Origin of the sequence: Halobacillus sp. A5 (assembly GCF_024189315.1) — a bacterium.
Lineage (GTDB): Bacteria > Bacillota > Bacilli > Bacillales > Halobacillaceae > Halobacillus_A.
In genome coordinates this window covers 234032-250333 of record NZ_JAIZEO010000001.1, presented here as the reverse complement: position 1 = coordinate 250333, position 16302 = coordinate 234032, and the positions used below count along the sequence as shown (strand labels likewise).

Annotated in this window: 17 protein-coding genes; 2 read left to right on the top strand and 15 right to left on the bottom strand. The window is 40.8% G+C overall.

Annotation, left to right across the window (positions count from 1 at the left end):
- Positions 1–48 precede the first annotated feature (48 nt).
- The 5 genes from LF822_RS01275 to LF822_RS01255 form a co-directional block, all read right to left on the bottom strand.
- Positions 49–561: an adenine phosphoribosyltransferase gene (locus LF822_RS01275; RefSeq protein WP_253922151.1), complete on the bottom strand. Its 513-nt coding sequence runs from the start codon at positions 559–561 to the stop codon at positions 49–51.
- Positions 551–2881: a single-stranded-DNA-specific exonuclease RecJ gene (recJ, locus tag LF822_RS01270; protein ID WP_253922150.1), complete on the bottom strand. Its 2331-nt coding sequence runs from the start codon at positions 2879–2881 to the stop codon at positions 551–553. The genes LF822_RS01275 and recJ overlap by 11 nt, the downstream gene beginning before the upstream one ends.
- Before the next feature lie 56 nt (positions 2882–2937).
- Positions 2938–3276 carry a LapA family protein gene (locus LF822_RS01265; RefSeq protein ID WP_253922149.1) on the bottom strand — a complete coding sequence of 113 codons (339 nt, stop codon included), beginning with the start codon at positions 3274–3276 and terminating at the stop codon, positions 2938–2940.
- 100 nt (positions 3277–3376) lie between these two features.
- The gene (gene secDF, locus LF822_RS01260; RefSeq protein ID WP_253922148.1) at positions 3377–5650 is read right to left on the bottom strand and encodes a protein translocase subunit SecDF; all 2274 of its coding nucleotides are present in this window, start codon (positions 5648–5650) and stop codon (positions 3377–3379) included.
- Positions 5651–5764: 114 nt separating this feature from the next.
- Entirely contained in the window at positions 5765–6064 is a 300-nt protein-coding gene (locus LF822_RS01255; protein ID WP_253922147.1) for a post-transcriptional regulator, read from the bottom strand.
- Positions 6065–6187: 123 nt separating this feature from the next.
- On the opposite strand from LF822_RS01255, the gene spoVB reads away from it, so the two are divergent.
- On the top strand, positions 6188–7741 hold the full coding sequence (spoVB, locus tag LF822_RS01250; protein WP_253922146.1) for a stage V sporulation protein B: 1554 nt from the start codon (positions 6188–6190) through the stop codon (positions 7739–7741).
- An 85-nt stretch (positions 7742–7826) separates the two neighbouring features.
- Here the strand turns inward: spoVB and LF822_RS01245 are convergent, their stop codons facing one another.
- Positions 7827–8474 carry a DUF421 domain-containing protein gene (locus LF822_RS01245; protein WP_253922145.1) on the bottom strand — a complete coding sequence of 216 codons (648 nt, stop codon included), beginning with the start codon at positions 8472–8474 and terminating at the stop codon, positions 7827–7829.
- A 61-nt stretch (positions 8475–8535) separates the two neighbouring features.
- Positions 8536–9822 (bottom strand): ArsB/NhaD family transporter, encoded by a 1287-nt coding sequence (locus LF822_RS01240; RefSeq protein WP_253922144.1) that lies wholly within the window; start codon positions 9820–9822, stop codon positions 8536–8538.
- 124 nt (positions 9823–9946) lie between these two features.
- Here LF822_RS01240 and LF822_RS01235 point away from each other — a divergent pair, with 124 nt between their 5' ends.
- Positions 9947–10324: a TIGR04086 family membrane protein gene (locus tag LF822_RS01235; RefSeq protein ID WP_253922143.1), complete on the top strand. Its 378-nt coding sequence runs from the start codon at positions 9947–9949 to the stop codon at positions 10322–10324.
- A 253-nt stretch (positions 10325–10577) separates the two neighbouring features.
- On the opposite strand, the gene yajC is transcribed toward LF822_RS01235, so the two are convergent.
- From yajC to LF822_RS01195, 8 genes are all read right to left on the bottom strand, one after another.
- Complete coding sequence (gene yajC / locus LF822_RS01230; RefSeq protein WP_253922142.1) at positions 10578–10841, bottom strand: preprotein translocase subunit YajC; 264 nt, start codon at positions 10839–10841, stop codon at positions 10578–10580.
- A gap of 15 nt (positions 10842–10856) precedes the next feature.
- Positions 10857–11993 carry a tRNA guanosine(34) transglycosylase Tgt gene (tgt, locus tag LF822_RS01225; RefSeq protein ID WP_253922141.1) on the bottom strand — a complete coding sequence of 379 codons (1137 nt, stop codon included), beginning with the start codon at positions 11991–11993 and terminating at the stop codon, positions 10857–10859.
- A gap of 134 nt (positions 11994–12127) precedes the next feature.
- Positions 12128–13153 (bottom strand): tRNA preQ1(34) S-adenosylmethionine ribosyltransferase-isomerase QueA, encoded by a 1026-nt coding sequence (gene queA / locus LF822_RS01220; RefSeq protein WP_253922140.1) that lies wholly within the window; start codon positions 13151–13153, stop codon positions 12128–12130.
- Between the two features lie 15 nt (positions 13154–13168).
- The gene (locus tag LF822_RS01215; RefSeq protein WP_253922139.1) at positions 13169–13369 is read right to left on the bottom strand and encodes a DUF2905 domain-containing protein; all 201 of its coding nucleotides are present in this window, start codon (positions 13367–13369) and stop codon (positions 13169–13171) included.
- Positions 13366–14367, bottom strand: coding sequence for a Holliday junction branch migration DNA helicase RuvB (gene ruvB, locus LF822_RS01210; RefSeq protein WP_253922138.1), 1002 nt, complete (start codon positions 14365–14367; stop codon positions 13366–13368). The genes LF822_RS01215 and ruvB overlap by 4 nt, the downstream gene beginning before the upstream one ends.
- A 21-nt stretch (positions 14368–14388) precedes the next feature.
- Positions 14389–15006, bottom strand: a complete 618-nt coding sequence (gene ruvA / locus LF822_RS01205; RefSeq protein ID WP_253922137.1) for a Holliday junction branch migration protein RuvA — start codon at positions 15004–15006, stop codon at positions 14389–14391.
- 124 nt (positions 15007–15130) lie between these two features.
- Positions 15131–15454, bottom strand: coding sequence for a BofC N-terminal domain-containing protein (locus tag LF822_RS01200; RefSeq protein WP_253922136.1), 324 nt, complete (start codon positions 15452–15454; stop codon positions 15131–15133).
- Positions 15455–15532: 78 nt separating this feature from the next.
- A complete protein-coding gene (locus LF822_RS01195; RefSeq protein WP_253922135.1) occupies positions 15533–16285 on the bottom strand; it encodes a YebC/PmpR family DNA-binding transcriptional regulator in 753 nt (250 codons plus the stop codon).
- Positions 16286–16302: the final 17 nt, after the last annotated feature.

Below are 16302 nucleotides of genomic sequence, written 5' to 3'. Positions count from 1 at the left end.
TGGTAATTTTAAAACAAAGAGCGCCCTGATTAAGGACACTCTTCACACTTAATATTGCATTAATGTCAGTACATCGTAGCCTTCAAGCTTATCACGGCCATCAAGGTAAGTAAGTTCAACCAGAAAAGCACATCCAGCCACTACTCCACCCAGTTGTTCCACCAAATTTACAGTTGCTTCAATTGTACCTCCTGTTGCAAGCAGATCATCAACAATCAACACTCGCTGTCCAGGCTTAATAGCATCCTTATGAATAGTCAGTACATCTTTTCCGTACTCCAAGCCATAATCGACCTTAATAGTTTCGCGAGGCAGTTTTCCTTCTTTACGGACTGGGGCAAAGCCTATTTCCAGAGCATAGGAAACCGGGCACCCTACAATAAAGCCTCTTGCTTCAGGGCCTACAACTATATCGATCTCTTTATCTTTCGAATATTCCACAATTTCATCTACTGCCGATTTAAATGCTTTTCCGTTATCCATAAGAGGGGTAATGTCTTTAAAACGGATACCTTCTTTTGGCCAATCTTCTACAATTGCAATATGCTGTTTATAATCCATTTAAAACTTCCTCCTTGACCGGTTTCCGCTGCTGCTCGAACCAATCCTTTAATTCTTTATAAGTAGAATAGTAAAGAGCTTGTTCTACTGATAACTGCTCTTTTCTTTCTTGATAAACCAATGATTCAGCAAGGTCTTTCTGCTGAGGGTTTGTCTCTACCGTCAAAAGACCATCTTTTATTTTAACAAAACCCAGTTCAAAAAACACCTGGGAAATAAAATCAATCATACCTACGTTCCACCCTTTTTTAAGGGAAAGCTTCTCACGATCATTTTTTAAATCAAATGACTTACGCTTCATTAGCATACCATAAAACCACTTGAAATGATCCCTGGTAGGCCAGGACGTAAAAAACGCACTATTTTCGACTTGATAACACGCATAAATGTTATCCGGTGCCAGCCGCTGAACTGAAGAAGAAAGTTCGGTTAGCTTTTCTGGCAGATCTAGAAGAACGAGACCATGAAGAGGAGCTGTATGAAGGTAATTCTCAATGTCCTCCACCCTAATCACCCTTAATCCATGCGGTGCTGATTTCTCCCCTGTAAAAGTTAATGCCATAACGTTTTGGTCCGCAGGAAATTCCAGCTTTTTCTCCAGATGCTTTGACCCTCTGTAATCAAAAAGCTGCCAGGTTGGTACTTTTAAGTCTTTAACCATCACCTGGACGTTTTTTCTCCCGTTCCACTCATTTATTCCGAGCTCACCAACAACTTCAAGCTCTGAAGCTGGGGAGATTCTCGTGTATAAATCTCCCATACCAAAAGCAATACCCTCCAGCTTTGACTGCTCTTTTTTAAACAATAGTTTTAAATGATTTTGACGACTGCCAATGAGACGCAGTTCTTTTGGTTTCTCTTTAAAATGAAACAATGGTTTTGGATTTCCCATCCCAAAAGGCCGAAGCTTATTAATCTCCTGAATCTGCTGAATCGTCACGTCACTCATATCTAATGACATTTCTATGCTGAGAACCTGCTGATAATCATCTTCACTCAGCTTCTCCTGCGCTTTTTCGCACAACTGCTTTCTTACTTCATCTATATTTTCGATACAGAGCGTCATCCCTGCAGCCTGGGCGTGGCCGCCGAAATGAATAAACTGGTCTCTTACTTCCATACAATTTTGAAATAAATCAAAAGCATCTATACTTCTCGCTGACCCCTTAGCGTATCCTTGCTCCGGGTCAATTCCGAGCACAATAGCAGGTCTGTCAAATTGACGTACTAATTTAGAAGCAACAATTCCTAATACACCAGGGTTCCAATTCTCTTTAGCTACAACGATTACTTCGTTCAGAGGCTGTTCTCCGCTGAGAAGAAGCTCTTCTGCTTCTTTAGCAATCTGGGTAACTATTTTTTGTCGTTCCTGGTTCAACTCATTAATAAAACCAGCTAAATGACCAGCCTCTGCTGCATCATTTGTTAAAAATAAGTCAACAGCCGGCGAAGCATCCTGCAGACGTCCCACAGCATTTACACGGGGGCCAATGGTGAAGCCAATAGTTTCTTCCTCAATTTCACCGTCTATGCCGCATACTTCTTTTAACGCACGAAGTCCCACCCGGTTTGACTGATTGAGAGCTTTTAACCCTAAATATACGAGGGAGCGATTTTCGTCTTTTAATGGAACAAGGTCCGCAATAGTACCAATGGCAACCATATCTAACAGATAAGTGGGAATTTCCCCTAAGAGGGCATGGGCAAATTTAAAAGCCACCCCTACCCCTGCTAATTCTTTAAAAGGATATTCGCGCGATGTTTTTGGATGAATAATAGAAAAAGCATCAGGAAGTGTTTCTTGAACTTCGTGGTGATCCGTAATAATTAAGTCTATTCCGACCTGCTTTGCTACTTCGGCTTCATGAGTTCCCGCTATTCCATTATCAACCGTAATAATTACACTGAAACCATCTTCTGCAGCTTGAAGAAAAGCAGCTTCATTAGGTCCATAGCCTTCGGTAAACCGATTGGGAATATAATAATCGCAGATCGCACCAGCTTTTTTCAGTGCTTCTATCATGACAGTTGTAGAACTTACACCATCCGCATCGTAATCACCATAAACAAGAATATGTTCACCCTGTTCAATGGCAGATTGAACTCTAGCTATAGATTCTTTCATGCCGTCAAGCAGATAAGGATCATAGAAATCCTTCATGGAAGGCTGAAGGAAGCGGGCCGCTTTATCCTCCTCCGTTATACCTCTTCTTTGTAACAACTGACTGGTTAAATCGGAGACGCCGGCAAGACCTGTCATTCCTTCATCTGCATCCGTATCTTTATATGTAAAATTCCATTTTGTTTTGCTTTTTAACATACATTCACCCCTGACCCATCTATTATACTAGACGCAGTCAGGGGTAGCAAACAAGTTTAGTTCGTATGTTTTTCATTTTCGTTTTCGCTGTCAGTCGATGCCAGCCTTTCATTCTTTCTACTTCTTCTAGAAGGCGTAGTGCTCTCTTGAAGACCAGAATTCAACTGGCTTCGCAGACTTTTATTTTCACGCTTCATTCTGTAGAATCTGACCGCACCCACAGAAAAAGTAATCAGCCCCCCCATCAGCACTGAACCAAGAATAACTAGAATCAATGGAGCTTCTCCAGTTCCAAAAAGATAATTCACTTGTACAGATCCTACATTAATGACAGCAAATACAGCTATTAATATAGCGATTATAAGTGCAAAAATAAAATATGTTTGACCTTTCAAATTTTCCCCTCCTCTAGAAGCTATTCACAATAACTATACCCTTTTCCAAATCCATATAACCAAATAAAACAAGGCCGCCTGAATATGGCAGCCCTGCTCATTAAACTTGAGGTCCTCCTGATTTTTTCTTTTTCACGTATTCTATTGGTTTGTTTTTAATATTTTTACCTCTCCAGACCAGCCACAGTTGTGCAGCGATAAATAGAGAGGAATACGTCCCCGCAATCAGTCCAACAATTAAAGCAAAAGCGAAGTTTGTTATTGAAGAAGCGCCAAAGATGAATAACATAGCTGCAGCGAAAACCACAGTTAAAACAGTGTTTAAACTTCGGGCCATCGTTTCAAGCAGACTGTCATTTACGACTTTCGCCAGTTCGCCGAACGATTTCACTTTTTGCTTAAATTTAAGATTCTCGCGGATACGGTCAAACGTTACGATTGTGTCATTGACTGAATAACCGACTATCGTCAAGATGGCTGCAATAATCGTTATATCAAATTCGAGCCTTGTAATACTAAACAATGCGATAATAAAGAACGCATCATGCAGTAATGCAATGATCGCAGTGAGTGCAAAAAAGAACTCGAACCTAAATGTAACGTAGATTATGATACCAATTGAGGCATACAGTACAGCAAGAGCAGCATTCTTTGCAAGTTCCTGTCCTACCACCGGAGATACGGTGCTTACATTAGGACTGCTTCCATATTCTTCAGAAAAATAATCCTGAATCTCTGCAATCTTATCCTGTGGAAGTTCAGTTTCGAAGCGGGTAACGGCAATATCATCGTTTTCACCAGAAAGTACAATCTGCTTCGGTGAAACCCCTAACTCGTTTTCAAATGCTTCTTCCACTTCTTCTGAAGAAATACGTTCATCTGCCAGAATCTCTACGCGGGACCCACTTGTGAAATCAATACCTAAATTAAGCTTGTAGATTCCCAGAGCTATAGCCCCTGCGGCAAGCAAAGCTAAGGAAAGAGCAAAGAATTTCTTCCTATGCTGAATAAGATCCAGCTTGCGATTCATAAACTTGGGCTCGACGGTTTCTCCTTCAGCAAGAGAATGAATATCGTCTTTCTTTACACCAAACCAGCCTGGCCTTTTAGTTAAGAAGCGGCTTTTCACCCATAGTCCAAGCATCAGCCTCGTTCCGTATACAGCTGTAACAAAGCTGACTAATATACTCACAATTAACATCGTTGCAAAACCTTTTACTGAACTCGTACCGAAAGCAAAGAGTACAGCAGCTGCAATAAGTGTAGTTATGTTCGCATCTAATATTGTGGCTAATGATCGTTTGTTACCTGACCTATAAGCGGACATCACTGATTTCCCAGCTTTTAATTCTTCCTTTATACGTTCATACGTAATTATATTAGCGTCAACCGCCATCCCTACACCAAGGATTAATGCCGCAATTCCCGGAAGGGTGAGCACCCCATTTAGAAGTTCAAACACGACGAGTATAAGGTAAATATAGGCTGACAAAGTTACGACAGATATTACTCCAGGAAAACGATAATAATAAAGCATAAAGAGAAAAATTAATCCTACACCAATAATCCCTGCATATATCGTTTTGTCCATCGCCTGCTCCCCGAACTGGGCGCCTACTGATGTAGAATACGTCTCTTCCAGCTCAACAGGAAGAGAACCTGCATTTAATATATCGGCCAGCTGCTGAGCGGATTCCTGAGAAAAATCCCCTTCGATCTGGACCGTATTGCTCCGGATTCCCTCACTAACTTGAGGAGCAGAAACGTAAGCCGGATCCTCAGATCCATATTCTTCTTCAAAAGAAATATCTTCGTCATAATCCAGCCAGATCACTAATAAATTCGGTGGATATGTAGCGCCTTCAACTGGTTCTTTATTTGAGATTTCCTGTGTTACATCATAAAACTCAGAAGCACTTTTCACTTCTAACGAAACAATAGGGGAGTTGTTTTGATCGTATGTCTGCTGTGCACTGCCCTCTCTTATATCTGATCCATCCATATACTCATTACCTTCAACATCACGGAAGGAGAGCTGGGCAGTCGTTGAAAGCAGATCCCGCGCTTCCTGCTGGTCTTCCACACCTGCTAATTGAACGCGGATTCGATCTCCACTTTCAATAGAAATATTAGTTTCACTTATTCCTAATACATCGACTCGTTCATACAACGATTCAACTGTAGATTCAAGTACCTGCTGGTTAACCTCCTGATCTTCATCGATCGTTTCTACGTCATAAAGAATTTCAAACCCACCCTGCAGGTCCAGTCCAAGGTTTATATCCTTTGTTACTCCAGTAACCGTTGTGCCAATCGTAGCTGCTATTATTATAACGGCTAGAAAAAAGGCAACGATCCGCCCTCTTTTCACCATATCTTTCTCTGCCTCCTTCTACTTTTACCCAACACAGCTTATGTAATCTTTATACAAAACTTTAGTTCTTTTACCATTCTACTACTAATTTTGCATATAACAAATATTAGCTTATTAATCTGAGGATTCGCTTCCTTGTTTTAAAGCTTCAATGGATGCCATCAAGTCATCATTTTGGTAAGCTTCTACTGTTATAAAGCTTACATATTGGTTATTACTCAAATGGAATATGTCCTGCACAACTTCATAAAGCCTTTTATCAGGATTGTTCTTCCAAATTTTTTTCTGCATACACTGCCATACATCCTCAGTACTTGCCTTTTTGTACCCTAACATTCTGAATTCATGTGCTTTACTGTTTAACACAGGCATAATCCTATCTTTCCACTGGGTGACTGGTTTTGCTTCTTCCATGGTACGGCACTCCTTTAAATAGTTATGAAAAGGATCACTAAGTCCTTGTCATGCCTTGTCCATCTCAATGCATATACTTCATTGTATATGAATTTTATTCCTTTGAGAAGGCGGATTCCTACGATGACAAAACAAACCTTTCTACACGGAGCCTTAATATTGGTAGCAGCAGGGCTTATCACCCGGCTATTAGGATTTATCAACAGAATTGTTGTGGCAAGAATTATGGGGGAAGAAGGAATGGGGCTTTACATGATGGCTCTTCCCACCCTGATATTAGTAACAACCATCACACAGTTCGGCCTTCCTGTAGCTATTTCAAAGCGAGTATCTGAAGCCGAAGCAAATGGCGACGAAGCACAAATTAAACGTATTTTAATTATTTCACTGACCATTACCGGAAGCTTAAGCATTTTCTTTACTATAGGACTTTTCTTATTCGCCCCAATTGTCGCCCAGTATTTCTTAACAGATGCTCGTGCCATGGCTCCTCTGCTCGCGGTTACCCCTATTATTCCGATAACAGCAGTCTCAGCCGTACTTAGAGGCTATTTCCAAGGGCGGCAGAACATGAAGCCTCAAGCTGTATCTCAAGTTATAGAACAGATTGTCAGAATTACTACTGTAGCGTTCTTAACAAAGCTTTTTTATCCTTACGGTGTTCAGTATGCTGCTGCAGGTGCTATGATCGCAGTTATTATAGGAGAACTGGTTTCACTTCTATATATGACCAGACAGTTCTCTATTCATAAAACGTTTAAGTGGAGAAAAGCATGGATTAAACATATTCGGGAAGGCAGACAGACTTTGCAGCAACTAATGACGATCGCACTTCCTACGTCGGGAAGCCGGTTAATTGGGTCTCTAACCTATTTTTTTGAACCCATCATCGTAGCTCAAAGTTTAGCGATTGCCGGAATTACTGCGATAGAAACAACTAAGCTGTATGGGGGTTTGACCGGTTACATTCTGCCATTATTATTTCTCCCTACTTTTCTCACCCACGCTTTAGGTGTCTCACTTGTTCCATCTATAAGTGAGTCTGCTGCTAAACAACAATACGGAACCATTAATTACCGAATATTACAGGCGATTAGGCTCTCCCTTGCCTCAGGCGGGTTAGTTACAGTGATCTATGTTCTATTTCCCGCAACTGTATTATCTGTAGTTTACGGTACTGATCAAGGAGTATTCCTATTACAATTCATGGCTCCCTTCTTCCTTCTGCACTATATACAGACACCTCTGCAGGCAAGCTTACAAGCGCTTGACCTTGCTAAAGCCGCAATGTGGAATACATTAATCGGGGCTGCCGTTAAATTTGCTGTACTGGCAGGGTTAAGTTCACGTGCGGAGTTTGGCATCAATGGTGTGGCTATTGCTATGGTTGTCGGTGCCGTGATCGTAACCCTTTTACACCTGGCCGCGTTAATAAGAGCTACAAGCTTTAAATTTCCTTATAAGATGGTGTTCACATTTATTACTGTGCTTGCTTTAACAGGCGGGTTGGGGTACCTCCTTAATGAACAGAACTACTTTTCTGCAAATCCTCTAGTCGAATTGTTAAGTGTGGCCTTTATCTTAGCCGTGGTATATCTCTATCTCTTATTTAAAGTAAAATTATTAACGAAAGACGAGTGGAATTTAATTCCCTGGCATAAATTAACGAAAAAATAGCCGGAGAGCCTGGACTCCGGCTATTTTTTCATCCAAATATAAAATCTTAAACAAAGTTCTGGAATGAAAATGGGGGATTAATCAATTACTTCCTTTCATCATCTTCGTCCATACTGATTTCTCCACTTAGATTAATCGTGCACAACGAAATATCTTCCACCGTTTCAAATCCTTTTTTCTTAATTTCATTCATTAACCAATCTTTCGTTTTTTTTGTCTCCTTTAACCCTGCATATTGGACCTGGCCATCTTCAATTAGGACAACGGCATAATCTGATGAACCATTTTCTTTTTTCTTAAATACAGAGAGTTTCCCGGAGGGCTCCAGCACAGCAAAGTCAATATCTTCTAAATGCTGAACCTCCTGTTCTCTTAATTGTAATAATAAATCAGAGAAATTGTACCTCTGCCTCCTCATTTCCTGCTCATCAATTTCCCCGTGTCTAATCAATACTGAGGGCTTACCGTCAAACCAGTCGCGAAACTTCTTGCTTCTTAATGATAAAATGGCGCTGCCCCATTGTATACTAAGAAGCACACTCATAGGGATAATAGCCTGCCAAATAGACGACTCCGGTTTTTCAATTAGAAAAATGGCGATTTCTGCAAGCATGATGAATACGACTAAATCCATTACACTAAGTTCACCGATTTCCCGTTTTCCCATCAGTCTAAAAATCACTAATATAAATAAATAAGTAATTACCGTCCGAATAACCAATTCCAGTATCATTACTATCCTCAGCCCTTCTTAAACTCTACACGTTTAAGATGACCTAACTTTTCCCTTTCTATTATAGAAAGGGAATTAAATATCTAAAGAATATATAGAAAGAACAAATAATGAGCGATAATACCAGCAGCGGTATTCCATACATTGCGAATTTGACAAAGGGAATAGGTTCCCTATAGCTGGCAGCAAGTCCTGCAACCACTACATTGGCAGAAGCGCCTATTAACGTGCCGTTGCCTCCCAGGCAGGCTCCTAAAGCAAGTGACCACCAAATGGGATCCACATTCATCATTCCATAGCTCTGCAGCTCTTGAACGACAGGAATCATTGCAGCTACAAATGGAATATTGTCCACCACTCCTGAAATGATCCCTGAGCTCCACAGCATCATTAAAGATGTAAATGGCAGATCCCCGTCCGAAAGCCAGATCATCCCTCTTGCTAATTCGTCTATAAGCCCCACAGTCTGAAGACCCCCGACCAGCATAAACAGCCCCATAAAGAAGAATAAAGTGACCCATTCTACCTCTTGAAATACTTCTTCTACTTCCAGTAGATGATCTGTTGTAAATAATAATAACAGGGCTCCGCTCACAGCTATAGTTGTAATATCCATGTGAATAAATGGATGCAGCATAAAGCCTGCTATTGTTAGAAAAAGGGCAGAAAGCGAGCGGTATAGTAATTGATTTTTTTCTAAATATTTGTTCGCATCCTCTGTCATGAATTGTTCGGCCAGTCTTTGATTGTAATGAAGTTTATTTTTAAATAAAAAAACTAGAATGGATACAGTGATCACAAAAATAACAAACACTACCGGGCCCATATGATTAAGGAATGATAAAAATGTAAAATGCTCGACCGCCTGTCCGATCATAATATTTGGCGGATCTCCGATTAGAGTACTTGCCCCTCCAATATTTGAAGCAAATATCGTTGTGAGAAGAAAGGGAAATGAAGGAAGCTGTAATTGCTTTACTAAAGAAAGAAGGACCGGAACAAATAATAAAACGGTGGTGACATTATCAAGAAATGCAGAGCCCACAGCAGTAAATAAAGCGGACACCACGAGAAGGGGCACAGGACGGCCTTTGACTAATTGTGCTAACCGTATGGCTACATAAGTAAAGATTCCTGTTCTCTTTGTAATAGAAACGAGGACCATCATTGAAAACAATAACGCAATCGTGTCCCAGTCAATAAATCCAAAAGCATCCTCCCATTCGTATACATTACAAATAAGCAGAAGGACTCCTCCAGTTAAAGCAATAGTTGCTCGGTTCCATTTTTCAATCATAAGTAAGCAGTAACTGATTACGAAAATTATAACGGTAACCAAAGTGGTCATAGACCTTCCCCTTTACACGTGCTTTTTTTATATCTATTCAAAAGCTCGTCTAAATATCTACTTCTATCTTCACTATCTTCATGCATATAGTAAGGAAGACATGCTAATTAAGGGGGCGGAAGAAATGAAAAGATTTTTACAAGGAGTACTTGGGTATGGTGTTGGTTCTATATTTATACTAATGATCCTGTTTTCAGCCATTTTAGCCAGCTTACTAAGATTCACTACTTTGGATACGCATACTTTAAATCAGATTTCTTTAATTGCTGGATTATCTATTCTTGCTTTTGGAGGTTTGCTCGCTGCTTATAAAGGACAGCAGAAGGGTTGGCTTACAGGATTGTTAACAGGTTTTATATTTATAGTTATTATGATGCTCTTTCAAATTGTTTTCGAAAACAGGTGGGTATCACTTGCTCAATTAAGCTATTTCGGAGGGTTATTGCTGGCAGCTTCTCTTGGAGGAATGATAGGTATAAATATGCCGCAAAGGCGTACCTAGTGATACATTGCAGGGCTTTATACTTTTGGCTGGAGAAACGACATGATACTTCCACTGACTTTTATCTGACTTCAATCTCAACTTTAATTATGGTATTGATTTATAAATGAATGAACCGTACAGAATTATTAGTTTGAGGGATAATGAAAAACAGGCAGCCGGAAAAATTCCGGCTGCCTCAGGCGATTAGTTAAGCGTATGTAGATAAGCCCAGGTCTGTCTTATAAAAAACAGACCTAATATCGCTTAATCTTTAGTCCTGGTTCAGTTTCTCTCTTACTGAAGAGCGGTCAAATTTCAACTGAGACCCATCCTGTACACTAACGATCAGAGTATTCTCGTCAATGGCATGAATCGTGCCATGAAGGCCTCCAATTGTAATAACTCTATCTCCTTTTTGCAACTCCGCCTGCATATTTTGAACATTCTTTTGTTTTTTCTGCTGAGGGCGGATCAGCAAGAAGTAGAAAATGACAAACATTAAGATAATCGGTAACAATCCTAATAGTGTGTCCATTCGTATTCCCCCTTTCTAAAAGTTCTTTGCGTTTGGTTTGTTGAAACCATACTTTTCAAAGAATTCTTCTCTAAAGTCCCCGAGTCGATCTTCTCTAATGGCTTCACGAACTCGCCTCATTAAGTTTAACAGAAAATACAGGTTATGATAAGTAGTAAGCCTGAAACCAAACGTTTCATTAGCCTTTACTAAATGACGGATATAAGCACGGCTGTAATTACGGCATGTATGGCAATCACACTCTTCATCAATCGGCCGGAAATCAAGTGCAAACTTAGCGTTCCTTACTACTAATCTCCCTTTAGAGGTCATAAGTGTTCCATTTCTTGCAATCCTCGTCGGAAGTACGCAGTCAAACATATCAATTCCTCTAACCGCTCCGTCAATCAAGGAATCAGGCGATCCCACACCCATAAGATAGCGTGGTTTCTTAACAGGCAGAAGGGGGGCCGTAAAATCAAGAACCCGATTCATAACATCTTTCGGTTCACCTACAGATAATCCACCAATCGCATAACCCGGAAAATCCATCGATGTAAGATCTTTTGCACTTTGGGTGCGCAGCTCTTCATATTCGCCGCCTTGCACAATACCAAACAAACCCTGATCATGAGGACGCTTGTGACCTTCAAGACACCTCTCTGCCCACCGGCTTGTCCGCTCTACTGATTTCTTCATATAATCATATTCAGCAGGGTAAGGTGGACATTCATCGAAAGCCATCATAATATCAGCACCTAATGAATTTTGGATACTCATCGCTCTTTCTGGAGAAAGAAAAAGCTTCTCTCCGCTAATATGATTTCTAAAATGCACACCTTCTTCTTCAATCTGACGAAGGTCACTTAAGCTGAAGACTTGAAAGCCCCCTGAATCTGTTAAAATGGAGCCGTTCCAATTCATGAATTGATGGAGCCCGCCAGCTTCCTCTACTATATCTTCTCCTGGCCGGAGCCATAGGTGATACGTATTTGAAAGAATAATTTGAGCTCCCATCTGCTCCAATTCTTCCGGGCTCATTGTCTTTACAGTAGCCAACGTTCCGACAGGCATAAACATCGGCGTCTCAAATGAACCGTGGGGAGTATGAACACGTCCAAGCCTGGCCCCGGTCTGTTTGCATGTTTTTATTAATTCATAGGTAATTGCCATTGTTTCGATCCTTTCTACCCATCTAACTCTTTCTAAAAATCAGCTTGTTAAACCCTTTTATTGATATCTCTCCTAAGCCTGGAGGCAGAAAAATTACAAAATTCTTTTCATTTGAAGGCTGCAAAGATCAATACTTAAAAAATAAACATTGCATCGCCAAAACTGAAAAATCGGTAACGTTCCTCCACTGCTTTGTTGTAAGCATCCAGGATGTAATCACGTCCGGCGAAAGCACTGACAAGCATAATTAAAGTCGACTTAGGCAAATGAAAGTTTGTAATTAAGCCGTCGATTGCCTGCAGCTGATAGGGAGGATAAATAAATATATCAGTCCATCCACTGGCCTCCTTAAACCTACCATGATCACGCATAATTGTCTCAAGTGTGCGAGTGGATGTGGTTCCTACTGATATAATCCTGCCGCCACTTACTTTAACCTCATTCAGTTTTTGTGCTGCTTCTTCACTTAAGGTATAGAACTCAGCATGCATTTCGTGTTTTTCTACTGATTCCACACTAACCGGGCGAAATGTGCCTAAACCAACGTGGAGAGTCAGATAAACAATTTCCACTCCTTTTCTCTGCAATTCTTCAAGTAGTTCCGTAGTAAAATGAAGTCCCGCTGTAGGTGCTGCAGCAGAGCCTTCCTCTTTTGCATAAACTGTCTGGTATCTTTCCTGATCAGACAACTGCTCTTTAATATACGGAGGAAGCGGCATTTCACCAAGTGATTCCAATACTTCAAGAAAGATGCCCTGGTAGGAAAACTTTACAATTCTCCCGCCGTGCTCCTGGGTGCCCGTGCACTCAGCTGTCAGCTGTCCTTCCCCAAATATAATTCTTGTTCCTTCCTTTACCTTCCTGGCAGGCTTTACGAGAACCTCCCATTCATCCCGGTCAGTTTGATGAAGCAGAAGTACTTCTACTTTTCCACCTGTATCTTCTTTAGCACCATATAAGCGGGCTGGAAGAACACGTGTATCATTGAGAACGAGACAGTCTCCCTTTTTTAAAAAGTGAGAGATATCACTAAAATGCTTATGGTCTGTGGTTTGATTCTGTCGATCCAGCACCATTAACCTGGAAGAAGATCGATCCTTTAAAGGAACCTGCGCAATTAATTCCTCGGGTAAATGAAAATCGTATGCATTTATGTCCATGTGATGCTCCTATTCCTATCGCATTTTACTAATTAAATAAAAAATAAGCGTTAATACGACGCTTGCAATGATCGATGTCATAATTGGAAAATAAACGGTAACTGGACCCTTTTTAAAGCTGAAATCGCCTGGCAGCTTACCGAATAAACTCCATATGATGCCGATCACAATAAATACAACCCCTATTACAATAAAGATTTTCCCCATGCCCGTCAAGAGCCTGGCACCTCCCGGTTAAAATGTGAGTATGCTTTTGGAGTTACAACTCTTCCTCTCGGGGTGCGCTGAATAAATCCAGTTTGCAGAAGAAACGGTTCATATACATCCTCGATCGTCTGAGATTCCTCTCCAATGGTAGCGGATATCGTATCCAGACCTACCGGGCCTCCTTTAAATTGGTCGATGATCGCAATTAGAAATTTGTGATCAATGTGATCAAGACCTTCTTCATCGACTTGAAGCATTTTTAAAGCCCTTTGTGTTGTCACATTTGAAATGACAGATTCTCCACCTACCTGAGCAATATCGCGCACCCGTTTAAGAAGACGGTTGGCAATTCTGGGAGTTCCTCTTGATCGGCGTGCGACTTCTACGGCAGCATCCTTTTCAATGCCTATTTGAAAGATCTCAGATGTTCTTTCTACAATCTCACAAAGTGCCCCGGCATCATAATAATCCAGCCTGCTGTGCACCCCAAAACGGTCCCTTAAAGGAGCAGAAAGCAGACCTGCACGTGTGGTCGCCCCTACTAATGTAAATGGAGGCAGATCGAGCCTTACAGATCGTGCACTTGGTCCGGTTCCCACGACGATATCCAGACAGAAATCTTCCATCGCCGGATACAATATCTCTTCTACAGAGCGGGGCAGCCGATGAATTTCATCTATAAAGAGTACGTCCCCAGCTTCCAGCGAAGATAAAATAGCCGCTAAATCTCCCGCACGTTCGATAGCCGGACCCGCTGTTGTTCTGAACTGTACATTCATTTCATTGGCAATAATGGAGGCAAGTGTTGTTTTTCCAAGTCCAGGAGGTCCAAAGAGCAGAGTATGATCTAAAGGTTCTTCCCGCATTTTTGCTGCTTCAATAAAGATACGTAAGTTTTCTTTAGTTTTATCCTGCCCAATATATTGTTTAAGCCACTCAGGCCGTAAGCTTAACTCTATGTCCTGTTCGGCATCCTGCAATTCGCCTGAAATCATCCGTTCTTCCATTATATTTTATCCTCCTTTCTCTTACACCTTCATAAGCAGCTGCAAACCTTGTCTAATGTAATCATCCACATTTCCATGGTTTGCTTTAGCAAGTTCGGGCTGAACCATCTTAAGTTCTTTATCTGAATATCCAAGTGCTTTTAGTGCCTCTAAAGCTTCGTCGATTCGTTCGCGCTTCTGTTTATCAGATCCTTCTTCCTGATAGAAAATCGTCTGCTCATTCTGCTCATCAGGCAGCCAGACAATCAGCTTTCCTTTCAAATCAAGTATCATCTGACGAGCTGTTTTCTTTCCTACCCCGGGAAATTTAGTTAAATATTTGTCGTCTTCCTGTTCAATAGCTGAAACAAACTCAGGCACGCTGACACTTCCTAAAATAGCAAGTGCTCCTTTAGGACCGATACCCGATACATTTAACAATTTAGAGAACAATAGCTTGTCTTCTTTCTTCTTAAACCCAAATAGAAGCTGCTGATCTTCTCTTACGTAATGATACGTATGAATCTTCACTTCTTTATGTAAATCCTGCTGGAAATTAAAAGGTGAAGGGCAGAGAATCTCATATCCTACGCCTTGTGTTTCCACAGCAATCGAATCTTCATCAATTGAAGTAACATTTCCTTTAATATAGGCGATCATGGTGAATTTCCCCTTAAACTGAAAAATATAATCTACACTTTATTGTAACACACAAGCACATGTTCGCATAAGCATCATTACATAGAAAAAAACCGCCAGTTTTCAGCGGTTTTCTCTCTTATTTTCAAGTGCGATCCACTTGTCTCTGAAAAACAATCTTCCCGATTTCCTGACCCTCGACCGTCCAGTCTTTGTATTGAGCCCAAAAATCCTCCATCGCCCATATCTTTTTATTTTTAACTTCTGTATCTATTAATTCTTCATTATCATATGTCTTTAAAATAACTTTAAGCTCTAAAGGTTCCTGATAAACAAAGGCAGGAATTTCTTTGTTTACTACTGATGCGTTCACAAAACTGTGGTCACTGGCATTCTTCTCTGTATTGACAGCTGAAGGCTGCAGGACCAAACTAATGATCAACACCGTTGACATCCATATCGTATGCACGGTTTTTCCTCCTCATAAAAAAGCTGTTGTCTTTAGTATGATCCGAAACAACAGCTTTTATAATAAGGAGCTCTATATTTATGATAGTTTCTCTAACACTTCTTCATCGACGTCTAAATTGTGATACACTTCCTGCACGTCATCGTTATCCTCAAGCATATCAACTAAATTCAGCATTTTAGAAGCACCGTCCTCGTTAAGGTGAGTATAAGTCGCAGGAATCATAGTGATTTCTGCAGACTGGAACGTATAACTACTTGCTTCTAAAGCTGATTTCACTTCTCTGAAATCTTCTTGAGCTGTATAGATTTCAAAATGCTCTTCATGAGATTCTAATTCTTCTCCGCCAGCTTCTATCACTTCTAAAAGGAGCTCATCTTCATCAACTTCGACTTTAGTCCGGTCGATCACCATATACCCTTTTCTATTGAACATAAAAGCGACACAGCCATTTTCCCCAAGGTTTCCGTCATTTTTATTAAAAGCGTGACGCACCTCGGCTGCCGTACGATTCTTATTATCTGTTAACACTTTTACCATAACAGCCACACCGCCAGGTCCGTACCCTTCATAAGTAAACTCTTCATAGTTTACGCCGTCAAGATTACCGGTCGCCTTTTTAATTGCACGGTCGATATTGTCATTCGGCATGTTATTAGACTTAGCTTTATCTACAGCTATACGGAGGTTTGCATTCATCTCAGGGTCTCCGCCGCCTTCCCTTGCCGCCATGAAAATTTCTCTGGCATGCTTCATAAATAATTTGCCTTTCTTTGCATCTTGAGCGCCTTTACGACGCTTAATATTATTCCATTTGGAATGACCAGCCATAGGTATCTCCTCCCCTG

Coding starts and splice junctions, on each gene's coding strand:
- LF822_RS01275 (WP_253922151.1), bottom strand. CDS start 561: ATGGATTATAAACAGCATATTGCAATTGTAGAAGATTGGCCAAAAGAA.
- recJ (WP_253922150.1), bottom strand. CDS start 2,881: ATGTTAAAAAGCAAAACAAAATGGAATTTTACATATAAAGATACGGAT.
- secDF (WP_253922148.1), bottom strand. CDS start 5,650: ATGGTGAAAAGAGGGCGGATCGTTGCCTTTTTTCTAGCCGTTATAATA.
- LF822_RS01255 (WP_253922147.1), bottom strand. CDS start 6,064: ATGGAAGAAGCAAAACCAGTCACCCAGTGGAAAGATAGGATTATGCCT.
- spoVB (WP_253922146.1), top strand. CDS start 6,188: ATGACAAAACAAACCTTTCTACACGGAGCCTTAATATTGGTAGCAGCA.
- LF822_RS01245 (WP_253922145.1), bottom strand. CDS start 8,474: ATGATACTGGAATTGGTTATTCGGACGGTAATTACTTATTTATTTATA.
- LF822_RS01240 (WP_253922144.1), bottom strand. CDS start 9,822: ATGACCACTTTGGTTACCGTTATAATTTTCGTAATCAGTTACTGCTTA.
- LF822_RS01235 (WP_253922143.1), top strand. CDS start 9,947: ATGAAAAGATTTTTACAAGGAGTACTTGGGTATGGTGTTGGTTCTATA.
- yajC (WP_253922142.1), bottom strand. CDS start 10,841: ATGGACACACTATTAGGATTGTTACCGATTATCTTAATGTTTGTCATT.
- tgt (WP_253922141.1), bottom strand. CDS start 11,993: ATGGCAATTACCTATGAATTAATAAAAACATGCAAACAGACCGGGGCC.
- queA (WP_253922140.1), bottom strand. CDS start 13,153: ATGGACATAAATGCATACGATTTTCATTTACCCGAGGAATTAATTGCG.
- ruvB (WP_253922138.1), bottom strand. CDS start 14,367: ATGGAAGAACGGATGATTTCAGGCGAATTGCAGGATGCCGAACAGGAC.
- ruvA (WP_253922137.1), bottom strand. CDS start 15,006: ATGATCGCCTATATTAAAGGAAATGTTACTTCAATTGATGAAGATTCG.
- LF822_RS01195 (WP_253922135.1), bottom strand. CDS start 16,285: ATGGCTGGTCATTCCAAATGGAATAATATTAAGCGTCGTAAAGGCGCT.